21 protein-coding genes and 1 pseudogene are annotated in these 20872 nt (G+C 44.5%); 15 read left to right on the top strand and 7 right to left on the bottom strand.

The window, feature by feature from the left end; genetic code table 11:
* Positions 1 to 192 (top strand): annotated as a pseudogene (locus H2C83_RS17645) (transposase); the annotation flags it as partial.
* A 493-nt stretch (positions 193 to 685) separates the two neighbouring features.
* Here the strand turns inward: H2C83_RS17645 and H2C83_RS04555 are convergent.
* The 4 genes from H2C83_RS04555 to H2C83_RS04570 are packed head-to-tail and all read right to left on the bottom strand — an operon-like array spanning position 686 to position 2172.
* Positions 686 to 988, bottom strand: a complete 303-nt coding sequence (locus H2C83_RS04555) for a YtpI family protein (protein ID WP_181738231.1) — start codon at positions 986 to 988, stop codon at positions 686 to 688.
* A 33-nt stretch (positions 989 to 1021) separates the two neighbouring features.
* Positions 1022 to 1249, bottom strand: coding sequence for a YtzJ family protein (locus H2C83_RS04560; protein WP_181738233.1), 228 nt, complete (start codon positions 1247 to 1249; stop codon positions 1022 to 1024).
* 54 nt (positions 1250 to 1303) lie between these two features.
* Complete coding sequence (locus tag H2C83_RS04565; protein WP_181738235.1) at positions 1304 to 1843, bottom strand: hypothetical protein; 540 nt, start codon at positions 1841 to 1843, stop codon at positions 1304 to 1306.
* Entirely contained in the window at positions 1843 to 2172 is a 330-nt protein-coding gene (locus tag H2C83_RS04570; protein ID WP_181738237.1) for a YtrH family sporulation protein, read from the bottom strand. The genes H2C83_RS04565 and H2C83_RS04570 overlap by 1 nt, the downstream gene beginning before the upstream one ends.
* A gap of 134 nt (positions 2173 to 2306) precedes the next feature.
* Here H2C83_RS04570 and H2C83_RS04575 point away from each other — a divergent pair, with 134 nt between their 5' ends.
* The 3 genes from H2C83_RS04575 to H2C83_RS04585 all read left to right on the top strand — a co-directional run bounded on the left by H2C83_RS04575 (position 2307) and on the right by H2C83_RS04585 (position 7072).
* Positions 2307 to 5738 carry a DNA polymerase III subunit alpha gene (locus tag H2C83_RS04575; protein WP_181738238.1) on the top strand — a complete coding sequence of 1144 codons (3432 nt, stop codon included), beginning with the start codon at positions 2307 to 2309 and terminating at the stop codon, positions 5736 to 5738.
* Between the two features lie 60 nt (positions 5739 to 5798).
* Positions 5799 to 6329, top strand: coding sequence for a phosphatidylglycerophosphatase A family protein (locus H2C83_RS04580; protein ID WP_181738241.1), 531 nt, complete (start codon positions 5799 to 5801; stop codon positions 6327 to 6329).
* A 281-nt stretch (positions 6330 to 6610) separates the two neighbouring features.
* A complete protein-coding gene (locus tag H2C83_RS04585) occupies positions 6611 to 7072 on the top strand; it encodes a hypothetical protein (protein WP_181738244.1) in 462 nt (153 codons plus the stop codon).
* Between the two features lie 154 nt (positions 7073 to 7226).
* Here the strand turns inward: H2C83_RS04585 and H2C83_RS04590 are convergent, their stop codons facing one another.
* Complete coding sequence (locus H2C83_RS04590) at positions 7227 to 7436, bottom strand: hypothetical protein (RefSeq protein ID WP_181738246.1); 210 nt, start codon at positions 7434 to 7436, stop codon at positions 7227 to 7229.
* A gap of 457 nt (positions 7437 to 7893) precedes the next feature.
* Between H2C83_RS04590 and ystJ the strand changes: the two genes are divergently transcribed.
* From ystJ to H2C83_RS04625, 7 genes are all read left to right on the top strand, one after another.
* Positions 7894 to 9126 carry an NADP-dependent malic enzyme gene (gene ystJ / locus H2C83_RS04595; RefSeq protein WP_181738467.1) on the top strand — a complete coding sequence of 411 codons (1233 nt, stop codon included), beginning with the start codon at positions 7894 to 7896 and terminating at the stop codon, positions 9124 to 9126.
* Between the two features lie 332 nt (positions 9127 to 9458).
* Entirely contained in the window at positions 9459 to 10316 is an 858-nt protein-coding gene (gene accD / locus H2C83_RS04600; RefSeq protein WP_181738247.1) for an acetyl-CoA carboxylase, carboxyltransferase subunit beta, read from the top strand.
* A complete protein-coding gene (locus H2C83_RS04605; protein ID WP_181738249.1) occupies positions 10316 to 11284 on the top strand; it encodes an acetyl-CoA carboxylase carboxyltransferase subunit alpha in 969 nt (322 codons plus the stop codon). Before accD ends, H2C83_RS04605 begins: the two co-directional genes overlap by 1 nt.
* A 97-nt stretch (positions 11285 to 11381) precedes the next feature.
* Complete coding sequence (gene pfkA, locus H2C83_RS04610; RefSeq protein WP_181738251.1) at positions 11382 to 12341, top strand: 6-phosphofructokinase; 960 nt, start codon at positions 11382 to 11384, stop codon at positions 12339 to 12341.
* 25 nt (positions 12342 to 12366) lie between these two features.
* Positions 12367 to 14121 (top strand): pyruvate kinase, encoded by a 1755-nt coding sequence (gene pyk / locus H2C83_RS04615; RefSeq protein ID WP_181738253.1) that lies wholly within the window; start codon positions 12367 to 12369, stop codon positions 14119 to 14121.
* A 321-nt stretch (positions 14122 to 14442) separates the two neighbouring features.
* Positions 14443 to 14877 carry an acyl-CoA thioesterase gene (locus H2C83_RS04620; protein WP_181738254.1) on the top strand — a complete coding sequence of 145 codons (435 nt, stop codon included), beginning with the start codon at positions 14443 to 14445 and terminating at the stop codon, positions 14875 to 14877.
* A 3-nt stretch (positions 14878 to 14880) separates the two neighbouring features.
* Positions 14881 to 15273: an FxsA family protein gene (locus tag H2C83_RS04625; RefSeq protein WP_181738469.1), complete on the top strand. Its 393-nt coding sequence runs from the start codon at positions 14881 to 14883 to the stop codon at positions 15271 to 15273.
* On the opposite strand, the gene H2C83_RS04630 is transcribed toward H2C83_RS04625, so the two are convergent.
* Positions 15254 to 15394: a hypothetical protein gene (locus H2C83_RS04630; RefSeq protein ID WP_181738256.1), complete on the bottom strand. Its 141-nt coding sequence runs from the start codon at positions 15392 to 15394 to the stop codon at positions 15254 to 15256. The two genes, H2C83_RS04625 and H2C83_RS04630, sit on opposite strands and share 20 nt — an antisense overlap.
* 2 nt (positions 15395 to 15396) lie before the next feature.
* On the bottom strand, positions 15397 to 16545 hold the full coding sequence (gene ytvI / locus H2C83_RS04635) for a sporulation integral membrane protein YtvI (RefSeq protein WP_181738259.1): 1149 nt from the start codon (positions 16543 to 16545) through the stop codon (positions 15397 to 15399).
* 446 nt (positions 16546 to 16991) lie between these two features.
* Here ytvI and H2C83_RS04640 point away from each other — a divergent pair, with 446 nt between their 5' ends.
* Genes H2C83_RS04640 through mdh form a run of 4 tightly spaced genes read left to right on the top strand, consistent with a single transcriptional unit; the run spans position 16992 to position 20619 of the window.
* Positions 16992 to 18104 carry a citrate synthase gene (locus H2C83_RS04640; RefSeq protein ID WP_181738261.1) on the top strand — a complete coding sequence of 371 codons (1113 nt, stop codon included), beginning with the start codon at positions 16992 to 16994 and terminating at the stop codon, positions 18102 to 18104.
* The gene (locus tag H2C83_RS04645) at positions 18082 to 18339 is read left to right on the top strand and encodes a hypothetical protein (protein WP_181738263.1); all 258 of its coding nucleotides are present in this window, start codon (positions 18082 to 18084) and stop codon (positions 18337 to 18339) included. Before H2C83_RS04640 ends, H2C83_RS04645 begins: the two co-directional genes overlap by 23 nt.
* A 24-nt stretch (positions 18340 to 18363) precedes the next feature.
* Positions 18364 to 19656, top strand: a complete 1293-nt coding sequence (icd, locus tag H2C83_RS04650) for an NADP-dependent isocitrate dehydrogenase (protein ID WP_181738265.1) — start codon at positions 18364 to 18366, stop codon at positions 19654 to 19656.
* Positions 19657 to 19680: 24 nt separating this feature from the next.
* The gene (mdh, locus tag H2C83_RS04655; RefSeq protein WP_181738267.1) at positions 19681 to 20619 is read left to right on the top strand and encodes a malate dehydrogenase; all 939 of its coding nucleotides are present in this window, start codon (positions 19681 to 19683) and stop codon (positions 20617 to 20619) included.
* Positions 20620 to 20872: the final 253 nt, after the last annotated feature.

A 20872-nucleotide genomic window follows, 5' to 3' on the forward strand; every position in this document is an offset into this window, starting at 1 on the left:
AAACGTTTGAGTGAAAGAGGAAAACAACTGTACAAACGACGTCGCGAAACCATTGAGCGCAGCTTTGCTGACGCAAAAGAACTGCATAGTCTTCGCTATGCACGTTACAGGGGGCTTGCCAAAGTGAAAGAGCAATGCCTCCTTACGGCCATGGCCCAAAATGTTAAAAAACTGGCTTTGCTCCTCTCGAAGAGAGGAAAAAGCCTTGTGATCCGGCTAATTAATAAATTGAATTTCCTTCATTTGTTTATCTCCCTGAAATATACAACCCCAAGCCCTTTTCTTGCGAAAAAGCTTGGGGTTTGTCATCAAGCTCGAGACATGGATTCAAACCATGTCTCTTTCTTTTTTCCGGGCAAAATACAAAACCGGTGGTCTGGTCAGAGCATCTCTTCGGTTGTTAATTCGGGTGTACAAGTTTTTTGACAGTATGGGGAAACTCTGCCAGTGATATGCAAACTCCCCGGGCAGTATGAAATAGAGCATGAGGAAGGAGACTGAATGTAAAGGTTTTTATTAACTTTGACACTTGAATATATGGCTTTCCCCTTTGTTGTGAGGAGACTTTCAGGCAAAAGAAGTTTCCCGGATTTATCGTGTACGCCAAACGGCAGCCGGATAAAAATTGACGGTGGCAATATGACCGCATTGTTGATACTCAATTCTCCGGCAAAGGTTGACACAGTCATGCTTCTTGTTTGTTTTGAATCTGTTTGTAAAAGCGGCTGTTTTTAATACCGTAGTAAAGGTTTACAAAACCCAATCCGAAAACCAGGGCCATCAGTATTCCCTGAATAATGGACAGAGATATCGAAATAATCTGCAAAATGGCAATAGAAATAAACATGATGCCCATGTTCACATTCATGCGGGCGCGATAAATCTGTTTATGGACCCCCTGTTTCCGTCTGGACAGGATACTGTTGAAAAAGGTGCCAAAAATGCTGAGGCAAATGAGCGATACCAAAATAATCATGAAGACGGTCATTATGAATACCTCCCGTTAAAACAAACGCCTCGTTCAACCTGATGAGGCGCTCCCAGATGTAATTCCTATTGTTCCTTTTCCGGAATTGTGGGGGATAAACCAGTATCCGTGGTCTGTTTTATCAACGATTACATAAATATCCAGTTTTTTCAATTGTTTCCTGATCAAGGCTGCAACCTTTTCTGTTTCAGCAAAAGCGGAATAGCCATCTTTCAGTTTTTTGACTTTTGCCTGAGCAATCTTCTTTGGACTAATGATCAAGGCAACTCCCCCTTTTTCTTAAAAACATCATACCTTATTACGGAAGAAGATGCACTACTTTACTGTATCCGAAATTTGACTGCCGGAAAGATCCTCGACTTTCAGCCAGATCTTTAACGTTTCATCATATAAAGAGACGTATTTCAGATGAACTTCCACCCTGGTTTTTTGCGAGTCTTCGATGATGACCTGTTCTTTTTCGAGGATGAGTTCCAGGATTTCGGGATTGTTGCCGATCCAGTCCATGGATTTGTCAAGGAAGGGAGCCAGTTTTTTTTCGATTTGCGCTTTGACGGCATCTGTGATATACGACTGTTCCGCATCCACTTCCACCATGATTTTTTTGATCCGTTTCTCTTCTTTTTGTGCGCTGCTTCCTTTTTTAGACAGCTGTTCAAGTTCTTTTTGCAATTTCATAATCTCTTTGTATTTCTGGTTGTTGGCATAGTAAATGGCATTGCGTTCAGAGAGCAGCCCGTCTATTTTTTGCCCGTACACAAAGAGAAAAAAACTGCTTCCTGCAATGATTCCCAACAGAAACATGACGAAGCAGCGACGATTTTTTTCAAATCCCCGGACAATTCCTTTGGCCATCAGAACCCACCCTGAATCAGCCAGCGAACCAGAACCGTTCCGGTATGGGCGCCCAAAAAAGCACTTACAATAAAAACGATCTGCTGGAATGCCAAATTCAGCTGGCCTCCCAGAATGGTAATTTCGAAATTTTTGATCGTATCAAAGGTACCGCCAATGGCAGCCACCATGGCCCATATTTTCAGCTGTTCAGCAAGACGCATCATTTTAAACATCGGATATTCATCGGTTATAAACGCTCCCAGTCCACCCAGAATAACTCCGCCAAGCACAACCCCCAGCGCGATCAAAAAATCCAGGACAGCTGTTGTCCAAAATTCCTGTTCCATAACCCCCACGGCCTCCAATCGGTTACTTATTCCACCCTATGACGCGGTCTAATAAAATATGTAAAAGTATATTTAAAGAATATTCTGTATTATTGCTCTGATATAATAGAGTTAAGAGATAGGAGGTTGGTTGTGTGGAGCGAGATGATTTTGTCCACTTGCACCTTCATACGGAGTACAGTTTGTTAGATGGGGCAGCACGGATCAAAGAAGTAATTGCAAAAGCCAAACAGTCAGGAATGAAGGCACTGGCCATTACCGATCACGGTGTCATGTACGGAGTGCTTCCGTTCTACAAAACCTGCCTGGAAGAAGGGATCAAACCTGTCATTGGCTGTGAGATGTATCTTACCCCCGATGATTATCAAAAGAAACCATCCCTGAAAAAACAGAAAAACTATCATTTGTTGTTACTGGCGGAATCAAACGAAGGATACCGGAACCTGATTCGCCTGTCCACAGAAGCGCATTTGCATGGTTTCCATTACAAACCGCGGATTGACCGGAAGCTGCTAAGGAAATACGCGAGCGGATTGATTGCCACCAGTTCCTGTCTGAACGGGGAGATTCCCCAGGCGATTTTACGTGGCGATTATGACGAAGCGAGACGGCTGGTCGGGGAATATACGGAAATATTTGGAAAAGACTGTTTTTATTTTGAGCTGCAGGACCACCAGCTGCCGGAACAGCAAAAAGTTAACCGGGTTTTGATCCGGTGGGCTGAAGAGATGGATATTCCCCTTGTTGCCACCAATGATGTCCATTATATCGAGAAAAGCGATAATGCCATTCACGATTGTCTGCTGTGCATTGGAACAGGAAGCAAATTAAAAGACGAAAATCGCCTGCGTTTTTCTTCCGACCAGTTTTACCTGAAGTCCGCGGCAGAAATGAAAAAACTTTTTCAGCATGTCCCGGAAGCGATTCATAATACGGTCAGGATTGCCGAGCGATGTAAGGTAGATATTCCCTTGGGGCAGCATCTGTTTCCACGGTTCAAAGTGCCTGACGGCATGAATGCAAGAGATTATCTGCGAAAACTGTGTTACCGGGGGGCTCGGTCGAGGTTTGAAACCATTACTGCCCGGATCAGGGACAGGCTGGATTATGAATTGAAGATTATTGACCGGATGGATCTGAATGATTATTTTCTTGTCGTTTGGGATTTTGTGCGGTTTGCACATCAACAGGGGATTGCAGTCGGGCCTGGCCGCGGATCGGCAGCAGGAAGCCTGGTTGCTTATGTCCTTTACATTACTCAGATCGACCCGATTCGCTACGGTCTTCTGTTTGAACGGTTCCTCAATCCGGAACGGGTGAGCATGCCGGATATTGACATAGATTTCAATTATGAACGAAGAGACGAAGTAATTCGTTATGTTGTGGAAAAATATGGAGCTGACCATGTCGCACAAATCATTACCTTTGGTACGATGGCTCCCCGGGCAGCTGTGCGGGATCTGGGACGTGTGATGGGATTGCCTTATTCAACCGTTGACAAACTGGCAAAGATGATTCCGGGCAATCCCGGCATGACACTGGAAAAGGCCTGTCAGCTCGAGCCACGGTTAAAACAGCTGGGGAAAGATCCGCAGATGTCCCGGTTACTGGAAGCGGTGAAAAAAATTGAGGGCATACCGAGGCATATTTCGACCCATGCGGCCGGAGTCGTGATTTCAAGTGAACCTCTGACAAACTTTGTACCCTTGCAGGAAGGAAACGAAGGAATTCCGCTTACCCAGTACCCGATGGAAGTATTGGAAGATATCGGGTTGTTGAAAGCTGATTTTTTGGGGTTAAGGAATTTGACCATTATTGAAAATGCGCTTCGGTTTATCAAACAGTCCTGTGGAACCGCTCCGGACTTTTCACAAATGGAATATGATGACCCGGCTACGTATCACATGTTATCCAGGGGAGAAACAACGGGTGTGTTCCAGTTGGAATCTCCGGGCATGCAAAAAGTGCTCAAGGAGATGAAACCGACCCGTTTTGAAGATATTATTGCTGCACTGGCCCTGCACCGGCCTGGGCCCATGGAACAAATTCCCCGGTTTATCCGGGCCAAAAACGGTTTGGAAAAAGTGCATTACCTTCATCCCGATCTGGAAGGGATTCTGGAGAATACCTATGGCATCATTATTTACCAGGAGCAAATCATGAAGATTGCGGCCAAAATGGCCGGCTTTTCCCTGGGACAGGCTGATCTGCTGAGGCGTGCGGTCAGCAAGAAAAAAAGGGAATGGCTGTTGGAATACCGGCAGGCGTTTGTTAAAGGATGCATGGAACAGGGATATGATGAACCAACGGGAGAGCAGATTTATGATCTGATTGTAAGATTTGCCGATTACGGGTTTAACCGGAGCCATTCGGCTGCATATGGTGTTCTTGCCTACCAGTCCGCCTATCTGAAGGCCAACTATCCCCTCGAATTTATGGCCGCGCTTCTGCAAACAGTGGTCGGAAATCATGCCAAACTGGCTGAATACATCGAAGAAGCCAGGCGTATGGGGATCAGGGTTTTGCCACCTGACGTGCAAAAGAGTGACCTGACCTTTTCCGTGGAAAACAGTTCGATCCGCTTCGGGCTCCTGGCGGTAAAGAATGTGGGAACATCAGCCATCAAAAATATCATAGAGGCTCGAAAAGAAGGGCCTTTTCACGATTTGCTGGATTTGTGCCGCCGCATTGATTTGCACATGTGCAACCGCCGTGTCCTGTCTTCCCTGATCGAATGCGGTGCGATGGATTCCTTTCCCGGTCATCGGTCACAGAATTTGGCGATTCTGGATGAAGTGATCGATACCTCCATGTTGGAAAAACAGCTGGCCAACAAGAGCCAGTTAAGTCTGGTTTTTTCCGAAAAGAAAAGTGAAGATATCAACCGGTTCCTTGCCAGTAGCCGGGTTTCTCCGTTTACGGAGCAGGAGAACCTGGAAAAAGAACGGGAACTGTTGGGCCTGTATTTGTCCGGGCATCCGCTGGACGCCTATCAAAATGTGATCAACCAGACCGCTACCCATACCATTGCTGCACTCAGGAATTGCCGCGACAGGGAACAGGTAAAGGTAGCCGGCTGGGTCAGCAGAATGAAGGTGATTCGAACCAGAAAAGGGGAACAGATGGCCTTTTTGACAGTTGCCGATCGCAGGGGTCAGGTGGAAGCTGTTCTGTTTCCAAAAGGTTTTGCCAGGTACCGGACCCGGATTGAAGAGGGTTCCCTGCTTTTCATCAAAGGAACAGTGCAAGAAGATGAGGAGGATCAGGTTAAATTAATCATTGATTGGGTAAGGGATTTACGGGAGCTGAAGGTTCTCGAGACCTATTCCCAAACCATCCTGTATTTGCGCATCTCACAAAAGATGGAACGCCCGGACTTGTTGAGTCGTCTGAAAACAGTTATTTTGGACAACCCCGGAAACACTCCTGTCCATTTGTATTATGAACGGGTAAAAAAGCTGCGTGCCCTGCCGGTTGACCGGTATGGGATCTCGCTGACGGAATCATGCATTTCCAGGCTTAAACAGATTGTCGGGGAAGACGGGCTGAGAGTAAAGCATAAATAAAAAAAGCTGGAATATATTTACTTATTTAAATGGGCGAAAGCCTTTGAAGAGGGTGGAAACGTGTTTTATGAACATTCGTTGAATTTATTGAAAAAACGTGGCGTCACTATCAGGGGCATTGCAGAAATCGTTTATCAGTTGCAGTCACCGTATAACGAACAGCTGTCGCTTCAATATTGTGAGGAAAATGTGAAATCGGTCCTGAAAAAAAGGGAAGTCCAACATGCCATTATTACAGGGATTTCTCTGGATATGCTGGCGGAACAGAAAAAATTGCCCGAACCTTTTCAAACCATCATGGAAGTGGATGAGCCTTTATACGGGATTGATGAAATTCTGGCATTAAGCATTACGAATGTTTACGGAACCATCGGGCTGACCAGTTTTGGCTATCTGGACAAAAATAAAGTCGGGATCATGCAAAAGCTGAATAACCATGGAAGTAAAATCCATGTGTTTCTGGATGATATTGTAGCCGGAATTGCCGCCGCAGCGTCGGCAAAGATAGCCCACAAGCATCCGGATCTGAAGCCGTATGTACTGAATGAACAAGTGAATTTGGATACCGATATTTCCGATTATACCGATTGAAACCAGAAAAGGTCGGGGAAAAATCTGCCCCAAAAGGCAAAATGCAGGAACCCCCGGCCTGAAGGAAAGACAGCCGAGACCATAAAAATTATTATTTGGGTTATGTTTTTGTGAACTGAATGATTTCAGCTTCCTGAGGCGGGGTGAAATAATCCCGCCTTTTTATTTCCTTTTTTGGGGTGAAATTTTTTCGTCATGGTTTATAATGGATATTGTATAAATATAATTTTTAGATCAGAATATGTATTACTAATTTTTCTGTTATTGTTGGAGGGATCCTGATGGAAAGAGCGGTCAAAAAGCTTTGGAGAAAACAAATGACTCGAAAATTGGTTGATCCCGTATTGGATGAACAGTATGTTATCCGTTTTGAACCGTCAAAGGTCTTTTTTGTTTCCCGCAAAAATGATACGGAGCAGCAGGCTGTTTATCTGGAGATGGATCAGGTTGTTTATCAGCTTCATCCTTTATATGAACGGTTTCGGGGGTCTACGGATTCTTATCTGGAGAATGTGTTTCAAACCAACAGAATCTGGAACTTTTTTGACGTCAGCTACGGACTGGATATAAAAGTGAACAAGGGTCCGGGACAGGAAAAGGGATGGGAAGTATGGATGGGAGAAGATTTGGGTTTTGCTACGGCCCATCAGTGGGAAGCACGGGAATATGTCAAAGGATTGCTGTCTGACGAAGCCTGTTGGTTTGAGAAAGTGGCCAAACGGGAATTGGATCTAGTTTTATAGAAAATAAATGAGCTGGCGAGGGAACATAAGGAAAAGCTCGTTTATGGGCTTTTCTTTTTGACAGGGAAATAGATTTTATTTTTTCATTTAAATAGTAAAATATAAAATGGACATTTATTTAAAACGATAGCAATTAATATGAATATATAAGTTTTTATCCGGGCAGGATGCCTGGCGGATAAGTTACAGACAAATCATAAACCGCAGTCGTTCCCGAAACCGGAAATCCAAGGGTTTCAGGAATCTCATCTGAATTGCCTCTTTCAGGATGTTCCTCTTTTTGCAGGCCCTGCAATCCCCATATATGGAAATCTTCATTGTTCTCATTGATTGTTCCACTCTTAAAAGTCAAGACTTTTCCCAAGCAAGGAGACTGCAATTTTTGTACGAAAAAAATGTTTAAATCGCCGGTAACAAATGTTAAATTAAATAAAAAGTATCTTTCTATAGACAAAATTGCATTTATTCAATTATTATTAACATTTTAATTATTTTTTAAAATAAGAACAGAAAGGGCAGATCGACTCACAAAACTTTCATTTTTGGTGATATTAGTCGAAAAGGTTGAGTAAACGGGGAAAGACGAACAGGGAACGTTTTTTCCTTGTCCGGAAAGGGAATAATCAGAAAAAACGAACAGGGGCGAAAGAATCTGGATCTGAGGCATGAAATGAAAATACAAGATAATCTGTATCGTTTTCTCTTCTCCCTGGTTTTGGTATAATGTGTTTTATTAATGGTCAGATCACTTTATTCGGATATAAAGGAGAGAATGGTTTTTGGGTAACTTGCGAGAAGAATCGTTGCGATTGCACCGGGAAATGCGGGGTAAATTGACTGTGCAATCCAAAGTTCCGGTTGACACGGCATATGATCTCAGTCTTGCTTACTCGCCTGGAGTGGCGGAGCCTTGCAGGGAAATTCATGGTCAGTTGGACGCAATCTATGATTATACATCAAAAGGGAATTTGGTGGCTGTCGTTACTGATGGTACGGCTGTCCTTGGACTCGGGAATATTGGTCCGGAAGCAGCCATGCCGGTGATGGAAGGGAAAGCTGTTCTGTTTAAATCCTTTGCCGGTGTGGATGCATTTCCAATCTGTTTGGATACTACTGAAATTGATAAAATCGTGGAAACTGTCAAATTAATGTCACCTACGTTTGGCGGAGTCAACCTGGAAGATATCGCTGCACCGAATTGTTTTATCATTGAAGAGCGACTGAAAAAAGAACTGGACATTCCTGTTTTTCATGATGACCAACACGGCACGGCGATTGTTACACTGGCCGGGCTGATCAATGCGCTCAAGGTTGTCGGAAAGAAAATGGAAGAGATCCGTGTCGTAGCCAATGGTGCAGGTGCGGCAGGAATTGCAATTATTCAGCTGCTGATCAGGATGGGTGTTCGGGATGTTATTATGTGTGACAGCAAAGGGGCCATTTATCAGGGACGTCCTTACGGGATGAATCCAATCAAGGAAAAAGTGGCCGAAATTACAAACCAGAGTCTCAAACGCGGAGAACTGGCCGATGTCATCAAAGACGCGGATGTCTTTATCGGCGTTTCCGTCGAGGGAGCCGTTACCCCTGAAATGGTACAGTTGATGAACAAAGATCCGATTATATTTGCCATGGCCAATCCGGTTCCGGAAATTATGCCCGAGGAGGCAAAAAAGGCCGGTGCGAAAGTGGTTGGTACCGGGCGCTCCGACTTCCCAAACCAGGTGAATAACGTGCTCGCGTTTCCGGGGATTTTTCGCGGGGCTCTGGATGTAAGGGCAAAAGCGATTAACGATGAAATGAAAATCGCCGCTGCTTATGGCATTGCCAGCCTGATCGAAGAACATGAATTGCATCCGGACTATGTGATCCCGGCACCGTTTGATCCGCGCGTGGCACCAAAAGTGGCCATGGAAGTTGCCAAAAAGGCAATGGAAACGGGAGAAGCCAGGATTGTCGTCGATCCGGAAATTATTTATCAAAAAACGAAACAATTGACCAGAAAACAAGTCTGTGAATGTGAAAAAACCCCAGTGAAAGGATTCGCTGATTAATTAAAGTGGCTCTAGCCGGGTAACCGCCTCCTTTCCAAATGGTTGATCCCCATTGGAAAGTGAAGCGATTACTCGGATTTGGGAGCTTTTTTGGACAAAAGACGGATTCATTCATTGGATCTATCATTCTGTTTGTGATATTAAATGGGGGACCCCTGTGCAAAAAAGACTGATAAAAGACTGAATATAATCAGGGGTTTGTCCATACATTATCTGAATGAAAGGGATGGACAGACATATTTTTGCCGGTTGTTTCGATTGGCACTGTGAATCATAATAAAAGCGGGAACTTGACTGAAGCAACGAGAAAGTTTCCTAAAGAAGGTGTTAACGTGTTACGAGATTTATTCAGGAAACAGAAAAAGTACGCAACCATTCCTTCAGAACAGGTGAAAAAGGATATTCCCGAAGGAATTATGCAAAAATGCCCCAAATGCAGAGAAATCTTGATTACAAAAGAACTGGAAAAAAATCTGAACGTTTGTAAGGCTTGCGATTACCATTTTTCCATGTCTGCGTGGGAACGCATAGAATCATTGGTTGATACCGGATGTTTTGTGGAATATGATCAGGATTTGCAGTCTGAAGATCCTTTGCAATTTCCTGGTTACCGTAATAAATTGCAAAAGGATATGGAAAAAACCAAATTGAATGAAGCAGTCGTAACCGGTGAAGGGTATATAGGCGGTTACCCGGTTGTATTGGGTGTGATGGATTCACGTTTCCGCATGGGAAGCATGGGTTCTGTGGCAGGGGAGAAAATCGCCCGTGCTGCCGAAAAGGCTGTGCAAAAAAGATTTCCTTTTATACTTTTTGCTGCTTCAGGAGGGGCACGCATGCAGGAGGGAGTTCTCTCCCTGATGCAGATGGCGAAAACCAGTGCCGCTTTACAGAAAATGAATCGTCACCGATTGTTGTTTGTTTCGGTGTTGACCAATCCGACGACGGGAGGCGTTTCGGCAAGTTTTGCTTCTCTGGGTGATATCAATATTGCTGAACCAGGTGCACTGATCGGTTTTGCCGGCCGGCGGGTGATTGAACAGACGGTCCGCCAAAAGTTGCCGGATGATTTTCAGACAGCCGAGTTCTTGCTGAAACACGGGCAGTTGGATCAAGTAGTTCCTCGTTCGAAGATGCGTGAAACACTGATACGCATACTGGATATTCACGCTGATCGGAGGGAAGCTTGATGAAAAATAATTATTTGCCATTTGAGAGACCATTGTTGGAATTAAAAGAAAAAATTGCTGAACTTGAAAAGTTTTCACAGCAAAAAGGGATAGATTTGTCGGATGAAATTCAAACCTTGCAAAACAAGGCAACCAATTTGGAAAAGCAAATTTACAAAAATCTGACAACCTGGCAAAAAGTACAGATTGCCCGCCATGCCAGCCGTCCAACGACAATGCACTATATCCGTACCATTTTTACCGATTTCATGGAATTGCATGGAGATCGTCTTTATGGCGATGATCCGGCAATCGTGGGCGGAATTGCCAAATTGGATGGCCGCCCTGTAACCGTGATTGGACATGAGCGGGGAACCGGCACGAAAGAAAAAATTGCCCGCAATTTTGGGATGCCTCATCCCGAAGGTTACCGCAAGGCACTCCGTTTAATGCAGCAAGCCAATAAATTTGGTCGTCCGATCATTACGTTTATTGATACGCAAGGCGCCCATCCCGGGATGGAGGCAGAAGAACGGGGACAGAGCGAGGCAATTGCTCGAAATCTGCGGGAGATGGCCGGTTTTTCCGTTCCAATTGTTTGTGTGGTTACCGGTGAAGGAGGAAGCGGCGGGGCATTGGCAATCGGCGTCGGAAACCGTCTGTTGATGCTGGAGCATGCTTACTATTCCGTGATCACTCCGGAAGGAGCGGCTGCGATTTTGTGGCGGGATGCAACGAAAGCGCAGGAGGCTGCAGAAGCTTTGAAAATTACGTCTGCTGACCTGAAATCATTGGGTATTATTGACGAAATTATTTCAGAACCAAAAGGTGGAGCTCATAAAGATCCCGTGTTACAATCTAAATATATTAAACAAGCCATTATTAAACATTTATCTCCATTACTTTCCATGTCAGAGGAAGAATTGATTGGAGATCGATACCAAAAATATGCTATGATCGGTGAGTATACTTTACTTACCAAAATGTAGAACCACTTAACCCTATACGGGTTATCTTTTTGTCCCGCATGGACGTTTTTTGTCCCTATGGGATAGGGAAGTATAAATATCAAGAGGTGATGATAGGATGGAACGGATAGCAGTACTGACCAGTGGCGGCGATGCACCAGGAATGAATGCAGCGATACGAGCAGTTGTAAGAACCGGTCATTACCACGGATTGGAAGTATACGGGATTATAAGCGGATACGCCGGTCTGATTGAAGGAAACATGAAACGCTTAAGTTTGAGATCGGTAGGAGATATTATTCATCGCGGCGGTACCGTTCTGTACAGTGCGCGGTGCGATGAATTCAAAACTGAAGCAGGCCGGAAAAATGCGGTTGAACAGTTGAAGAAAAACAAAATTGATGGTTTAGTTGTAATTGGTGGAGATGGCAGTTTTCGCGGAGCCAAGGCGCTGACATCATTAGGTTTTCCAACCATTGGAATACCCGGTACGATTGATAATGACATTTCAGGAACCGATTTTACGATCGGGTTTGATACAGCGATTAATACCGTCATTGAGTGCATTGACCGGATTCGTGATACAGCGACTTCACACGAAAGAGCCTATGTGATTGAAGTAATGGGCCGCAATGCCGGAGACATCGCTTTGTGGGCCGGACTTGCTGACGGAGCGGAATCCATTTTGATCCCTGAAGCGCCATTTGATCTGGATGAAGTGATTGAACGTGTCAGATTTGCCAGCGAACGGGGAAAAAGGCACAGCATCATTGTTTTGGCGGAAGGCGTAGGCAGCGGCGTTGAATTTGGGGAAAAAATCAAACAGGCGCTTAGTGTGGAAACAAGAGTGACCGTACTTGGGCACGTGCAACGCGGTGGGTCTCCAACAGCTTTCGATCGTGTATTGGCCAGTCGGATGGGTGCCAAGGCCGTCGAGCTTCTGGTTAAAGGTGAAAAGGATAAAATGGTGGCGATCCGCAATAACAAGGTTTTAGGCGTAAATATTGATGAAGCTTTTGCCAACAAGCACCTGCCTGATTTGGAACTGTATGAACTGGCTAAAATTCTGTCAATTTGACTTTGGTTAGGGGTTGAATACTGGAATGCTGCGCAAAACAAAGATCATATGTACCATTGGCCCGGCAAGTGAAGATATTTCCATGTTAAAAACATTGATGAGAAATGGCATGGATGTTGCCCGGCTAAACTTTTCGCATGGTTCACATGAAGAACATGAGCAGCGGATTTTAGGGATTCGGAAAGCGTCAGAAGAAGAAGGGAAAAATATTGCCATTTTGCTGGATACAAAGGGACCTGAAATCCGCACCGGCGATTTGAAAGAAAGTGAGGCGACATTGGTTGCCGGAGAAAAGATCATTCTAACGTCGAAGCCCATCCTGGGAGACGAAAAACGCATCTCGGTTTCCTACGAAGGGTTGCCGCAAGATGTAAACCCGGGTTCCACCATTCTGATTGATGACGGGCTGATCGGATTGAAGGTGGATCGGGTTGAAGGCACGGAGATTTATTGCACAATTAAAAACGGCGGTGTCATAAAAAGCCGGAAAGGTGTAAATATCCCCGGAGTCAAGATCAACCTGCCAGGCATTACAAAAAAAGATGAAGAAGATATTATCTTTGGGATCAGGCATGGGGCTGATTTTATTGCGGCTTCTTTTGTGCGAAAACCGCAGGATGTTTTGGAAATCCGGAAAATCCTAGAGGAATATCAAACCAATATCCCGATTATATCCAAAATCGAGAATCAGGAGGGAATTAAAAATCTCGATTCCATCCTGGAGGTCAGTGACGGATTAATGATTGCCCGGGGAGATCTTGGTGTCGAAATTCCGGCCGAAGATTTGCCGATTTTGCAAAAAGAGATGATTTATAAATGTAACCAGCTGGGAAAACCGGTGATCACGGCAACCCAGATGCTTGATTCCATGCAGCGCAATCCGAGACCTACCCGGGCAGAGACCTGTGATGTGGCTAATGCGATCCTGGATGGAACGGATGCGATTATGCTGTCAGGGGAAACGGCTGCCGGCAGGTATCCGGCAGAATCCGTCAGCACCATGGCCCGGATAGCCATTCGAACTGAAGCATCCCTGAGATATAAAGAACGGTTCCAGCAAAAAATCAGGGAAATGAGCCAGACCATTACCGAATCGATCAGTCAGGCTGTGGTTCAAACTTCCTACACACTGGAGTGTTCAGCGATCCTGACATCAACAGAATCAGGGTATACGGCGCGCATGGTTTCGAAATATCGTCCCAAAACTCCAATTATCGCTGTAACTCCGAACGAATCGACTTTAAAAAGATTACAGCTGGTATGGGGAGTTTACCCGGTAAAGGGGGCCGATGCCACCACAACGGATGAAATGTTTACCTCGGCCATCTCCACCTCTTTGGAAAACAATTATGTGAAACAGGGGGATCTGGTTGTTATTACTGCGGGGATTCCTGTGGGAAGATCAGGGAAAACGAATCTGATGAAAGTGCATGTGATTGGCGGAGTGATCGCTCAAGGGCAGGGAATCGGCAAAAAGGTAGTGGCCGGGCCTGTTGTCGTTGCCAACAGTGCGGATGAATTGAAACGGAAAATGGTGGATGGTGCCATTATTGTAACCCGCGGTACAGACAAAGAAATGGCGGAATGGTTTAATCAGGCGGCAGCCGTCATAACTGAGGAAGGCGGATTGACCTCACATGCAGCAGTGGTAGGCGTAAGCCTTGGAATCCCCATCGTTGTGGGCGTGGAAGATGCAACAAAACTCCTGGCTGCGGAAAAAGAGGTAACGGTTGATACAGATACCGGCCATATCTATTCGGGAATCGCAAAAATTCTGTAAAACAAAGAGCGCTGGAAAGACCAGCGCTTTTCATATTAGTGCAGATAAATGAATGTGATTGGAACCAATCCTAGACGAGGGTATACCCACCAGCGAAGTTTTCTCCGTATTTTTCTTTTCTTTCTAAGGCTCATCAATGTCCCTCCCTTTTTAGATTGTTGTGCGAATGAGAATGGGTTATTCTCATTATGTGAGAAGAAGATTTGAAATATGTGTCAGGGGAAGCTCCGTCGATTTGTATTTGCTAAGGATATTATAAAAACAGGTTTATCATTAAGACAATATGTCAAATGTCTTAAATAAGTGCCTGGAGGTAGTAATATGATGGAAAATCTGGCAGAAACTAAATTGCGCGTTCGTTATCAGGAAACTGATCAAATGGGCGTGGTTTATCACGCAAATTATCTGGTATGGTTTGAAGTAGGTCGTACCGAAATGATGAGAGAACGCGGTTTTTCATACAAGGATCTGGAGGCAAGGGGATTATTGCTGCCCGTAGTGGATATTCACTGTAAGTATGAGTACCCGGCCCGGTATGACGACCCGGTAATTGTCCGTACAAAAATCGGTGAATTTAACCGGAGCAAGATCATTTTTTCCTATGAAGTGATTCACCAGGAAACAGGCAGGCGCCTGGCAAAAGGGGAATCAATTCATCTGTGGGTAAATCAGGAAATGAAACGGGTTAATCTCAAACACTCTTTCCCTGAACTTTACATGCAGTTGTCCCGCCTGACTGCAAAAGGAGGAGAATAATTGATGCTGTGGGTGATCATCGGCTTGATCATTTTGCTTCCAATCGTGGAAATTTGGGGACTGATTACGGTTGGGGGATGGATTGGGACTTTTCCTACCATTATATTGGTCATTCTGGTAGGTGTGCTTGGCGGTTACCTGGCAAAACGGGAAGGATGGAATACTTACCGGCTGGCAATGATCCAGCTGAATAACGGGGAGCTGCCGGCTGAAGCTTTGCTGGATGGAGTCTGCATATTGTCGGGAGGAATTTTGCTGATCACGCCCGGGTTCTTTAGCGATATCGCCGGGTTTTTACTGGTATTTCCCTATACCCGCGCCATTGTCAAGCATCTGTTGAAACGCTGGTTGAAAAAGAAACTGGAAAACGGCGAAATCATCTGGTACCGGCGATAAAAACGGGCATGATTAGATGGTTGTAAGAGTTTTCCGGCAAAAATCCGGTCAAGCTTCCCATGCTGACATCAGGGTTAATGTCCCGCCAAATATCAAAAGCATGGAGAAAAACGGTCTCCATGCTTATTCATATTTTTGGCGAGAGGGCCATTTTTGATTGCCGATAATATATCTCCAGATATCCTGAAACACATGGGTCCGATGGAGTGCTATCAAAATAACAATCGTGACCGGACCTAACACCAGTCCAAGAATCCCGAACAGTTTCAGACCCACAAAAAGGGAAATTAAAGTGAGCAGCGGATCAATTCCAACATTGCTGGCGACCAGTTTTGGCTCCAGGAACTGGCGGAAAATGATAATGATTCCATAAACGATGGTCAACCCTATTGCCAAATACCAATTGCCCGTCAAAAACAGGTAAATGATCCAGGGAACCAGTACTGCACCTACACCCAGATATGGCAACAAATCAACAAGCCCGATGATAAAAGCAATGGTAAATGCATAAGGGACATCCAAAATGGTAAGTCCGATAAACATGATTACAGCAGTTATAGTGATGAGGGTAATTTGCGCACGGACAAAACCGAATAACGCCCTTTTCAAATCGGCGGTAATATATTTGGCGGTCTTTAATATGTTTTTGGGTACGATTCTTATGATTTTGCGCCTTAAACGCGGCCAGTCCAGACCGATAAAAAGGGCTGCCAGGGTAATGAATACAAGTACAGTGATAATATAGGGAAGATCACTGATGAAACGCCCGATTCCGGCTACAATTTCCGTAATCAGTTCCGTACCCTTGTTGGCGATGATCCCGATGTTTTCCTGAATGCTGGCAGATATTCGCTGTTCGTGTTCCGGATTTCTTTCAAGGTATGTTTGCACGGTATCAATGATCCGCTGAAAGTCCGTATTTTCCTGTGTGAACATCTGAACGAAGGTTTGTCCCGTTTTTTCAATGATCGCAGGCAGAAAATCGGCAAGCTTGGTCAGCTCCACAACAATTTCGGCGACCAAAAAAATGACCAGTGACAACAACAGGCTTAAAAGCAGCAATAGAATCATGGTGACCGCTGCCCACCGCGGAATCCTGGTTTTTCGTTCCAGCCACTTGACCATGGGCTCGATCAGCATCGCAATCAGCCATCCGATTACAAACGGATAGACAAGCGGCATCGTATAGGAAATCAACAAATATGTACCAAACAACGTGGCAATTACCACAAAAGCTCTGAGGACGGGCCCTGCCCATTGAGGAAAGACCATCTGCCGGGTAACCTCCTAAAAACACATTCTTGTAAGTATTATAGCACGGCCAAATCATTGCCAATAAAGGAAATTCAAAACAAAAAATTCATAGGATTTATTAATCGCTAAATAATAATAAATATCAGGTGTGATAAATTGTTCAATTTATGATAAAATAAAAATCGACAAAAACGTATGGGCACTGCTGAAGGAAACTGAGCTGATACACATTCGTGTCAAATTACTGAACAAAAAAGCAAATTCTCAAAACAAATATGTAGAAAAAATCTAAAATTTGTGTAAATACGAACAAGTAGTGTATTATCAGAAAAAATACTTTATAATCAATTAAGAGAATGATTGCTCATTCGTTTAAAATTTCTCAATTTAGCTTTCTTTAACTGGTTTCAAAGTAAAGCCGTAGTGCCCAAATAGTATAAATTTTTTTGTAAAGGAGCGATCATATGACAATAGCCAGAGGCCTTGAAGGAGTAGTCGTTTGTAATTCGGAAATCAGTTCGATTGTCGATGGGGTTTTAACCTACCGCGGATATAATATTGATGATTTGGCAGATAACGCAACCTTTGAAGAAGTCGCTTTTCTGCTGTGGAATGGCTATCTCCCGACCAAAGCGGAATTGGACCAGTTAAAGGAAAAACTGGAACAGCACGCTGAAGTCCCAAAAGCAGCCATCCATCAACTGAAAATGTTCCCTAAAGATGTACATCCGATGAGCGTATTGCGTACGGTTGTTTCATCACTGGCCCTTTTTGATGAAGAAGCAGAAGATAACAGCGTTGAAGCCAATAAAAACAAAGCCATCAAGTTGACAGCAAAAATCCCGACCGTTATTACCGCATATGCCAGAATCCAACAAGGTCTGGAACCTGTCGCACCAAAAAAAGGCCTGGGATTTGCTTCTAACTTTCTCTATATGCTGACTGGAAAAGAACCCACACCTGTTTCCGTAAAAGCTTTTGACAAAGCCCTTGTTCTGCACGCAGACCATGAATTGAATGCTTCAACATTTGCAGCCCGGGTAACAACCGGAACACTTTCTGACATTTACTCTGCGGTAACGACTGCTATCGGAACGTTAAAAGGCCCGTTGCACGGCGGTGCGAATGAACAGGTGATGGCGACATTGGAAGAAATCGCAACAATGGATCGGATCCAGCCAGTGATCCAGGCCAAACTTGACAATAAAGAAAAAATCATGGGCTTTGGCCATCGCGTTTACAAAAACGGAGATCCCCGCGCCAAACATTTACGGGAAATGTCACGTCAGTTGGCCAGTCAGACTGGTGATACCAAATGGTTTGATATGTCTACAGAGATAGAAAAACTTGTTTATGAAAAGAAAGGTTTGCAGCCTAACGTAGATTTTTATTCTGCGACTGTTTATACTTATCTGGGGATTCCGAGAAAGTTATTTACACCGATTTTTGCGATGAGTCGGGTTACCGGATGGACAGCCCATATTCTGGAACAATACGCTCACAACCGTCTCATTCGCCCGCGGGCCGAATATGTTGGAAAAACCAACCAGGTTTATGTTTCGGTTGATCAACGTTAATCCCGGTTTGATGGTGATTCTTAAACATAAGCAGCAGAAAGCAAGTTTTTTGCAGGAAGAGGCTTGCTTTCTCGCAAATTTGACAGATTTTTGGTACAATCAGGTTGCTGTGTATGAAAAATACAAAAAATGCAGTTATTTACGTAAGGGTTTTCTTGAATACAGGAAGCCCGCCACTTCAATAGTAAATCAAAGTTGTATTGGAGGGACGGGTGAAGAATCCTGTCCCTTTTGATCATTTAAAGGAGTGTGAATCATAATGCCATTCAAGCATTTGGAAGCTCCCGTCAAAGGAGAACCGATTACTGTACAAAACGGAGTACTTAATGTACCGGATCAACCCATTATTCCTTTTATTGAAGGTGATGGAACAGGTCCGGATATTTGGGCCGCCACCAAAAGTGTATTAGATGAAGCAGTAAAAAAAGCGTATAATGGTAAAAGAGAGATTGCATGGTATGAAGTATATGCTGGAGAAAAAGCATATAATGGATGGGGTGAATGGTTGCCCGAAGACACACTGACAGCCATTCGCAAATACCTTGTTGCAATCAAAGGGCCCCTTACCACTCCTGTTGGAGGCGGAATCCGTTCGCTCAATGTGGCACTGAGACAAGAACTGGATCTGTATGTTTGCTTGCGTCCGGTCCGTTATTTTGAAGGTGTTCCTTCTCCCGTCAAACATCCTGAAAAAGTGGACATGGTCATCTTCCGCGAAAATTCTGAGGATATTTATGCCGGGATCGAATGGGAATACGGAAGCAAAGAAGTGAAAAAGGTAATTGACTTCTTGCAAAATGAAATGGGTGTCAAAAAAATCCGTTTTCCGGAAACCGCCGGAATTGGCATAAAACCAGTTTCCAAAGAAGGAACGGAACGGCTGGTAAAAGCAGCAATCGAATATGCACTTCAACATAATCGCAGCAGTGTCACCTTGGTACATAAGGGCAACATTATGAAGTTTACAGAAGGGGCATTCAAAAACTGGGGATATGAAGTTGCAGAACGCGATTATGCTGATCAGGTTTTTACATGGGCCCAGTATGACCGCATTAAGGAAGAATACGGAATTGACGCTGCAAATGATGCACAGGCAAAAGCCGAAGCAGAAGGAAAACTGATTGTCAAAGATGTTATTGCAGACGCATTCCTGCAACAAATTCTGACACGTCCCACTGAATATGACGTGATTGCTACTTTGAACTTAAACGGAGATTATATTTCTGACGCATTGGCGGCTCAGGTTGGCGGAATTGGAATCGCCCCCGGAGCAAACATTAACTACATTACAGGTCATGCCATTTTTGAAGCAACTCATGGAACTGCCCCAAAATATGCAGGGATGGATAAAGTTAATCCGGGTTCACTGATTTTATCGGGAGTATTGATGTTGGAACATTTGGGATGGCGTGAAGCTGCTGAACTGATTTATAAGGCAATGGGCAATACAATTAGTAACAAGACGGTAACTTATGATTTTGCACGTTTGATGGATGGAGCCACACAGGTGAAATGCTCCGAATTCGCTGATCATCTTATTTCTAACATGTAAATAACTTGAGGAGGATGAACAATAATGGCCATTCGTCGCAGAAAAATTTCCGTAATTGGTGCAGGATTTACCGGCAGTACGACAGCATTGATGCTCGCACAAAAAGAATTGGGAGACATTGTGCTTGTCGATATTCCCAAAGTGGAAGGGCCTACCAAAGGAAAAGCCCTGGATATGTTTGAAGCAAGTCCTGTACAGGGATTTGATGCCAATATTGTTGGCACAAGCAATTATGAGGATACCAAAGATTCAGATCTGGTAATCATAACGGCAGGGGTTGCCCGTAAACCTGGTATGAGCCGGGATGATCTGGTAAACATTAACGCCGGGGTTATCCGATCAGTCACTGAACAAGTGGTGAAATACTCCCCTGATTGTATTATTCTTGTATTGACCAATCCGGTAGATGCCATGACCTATGAAGCCTATCGGACTTCCGGATTCCCGAAAAACCGCGTAATCGGCCAGTCCGGCGTATTGGATACCGCCCGCTTCCGTTCATTCGTCGCCGAAGAACTGAACATTTCTGTTGAAGATGTCACTGGATTTGTTCTGGGCGGACACGGTGACGATATGGTACCTTTGGTACGCTATTCCTATGCAGGCGGCATTCCTTTGGAAAAACTGATTCCCGCAGACCGGCTGGAAGCCATTGTTAATCGTACCCGCAAAGGTGGAGGGGAAATTGTAAATCTGTTAGGTAACGGAAGCGCTTATTATGCTCCGGCTGCTTCACTGGTACAAATGGCAGAAGCAATCCTGAAAGATAAAAAACGGATCCTGCCCGCAGTTGCTTACCTGGAAGGTGAATATGGCTACCGGGATCTGTATCTTGGGGTGCCAACCATCCTGGGCGGTAACGGATTGGAAAAAGTAATTGAACTTGAATTAACAGAAGATGAAAAGAAAGCATTAGATAAATCGGCTGAATCTGTAAGAAACGTAATGAAAGTATTACAATAAATAATAATAAATGTGCCCGGGGGCTTTGCCCCTGGGCTTTTCTGCAGGGCAAAGTTTTTGCAGGAACGAGCGGACAAACTTTTGATGGAAACGGGTGCGTTGTTCAAACGAAACATCTTGCATCAGGCAAGGGCATAGACGTACTGAAACCTTAAAAAATCTGCTGCAGTCTGGCCCCGGAAACAGGATTCCCGGCTTTTTTACCACCAGGCTCATGAAAAACGGGGAAAGTCGGAAAACTAAAGATAATTAA

The sequence above is a fragment of the Thermoactinomyces mirandus genome (assembly GCF_013868055.1).
Taxonomy (GTDB): Bacteria; Bacillota; Bacilli; order Thermoactinomycetales; family Thermoactinomycetaceae; genus Thermoactinomyces; species Thermoactinomyces mirandus.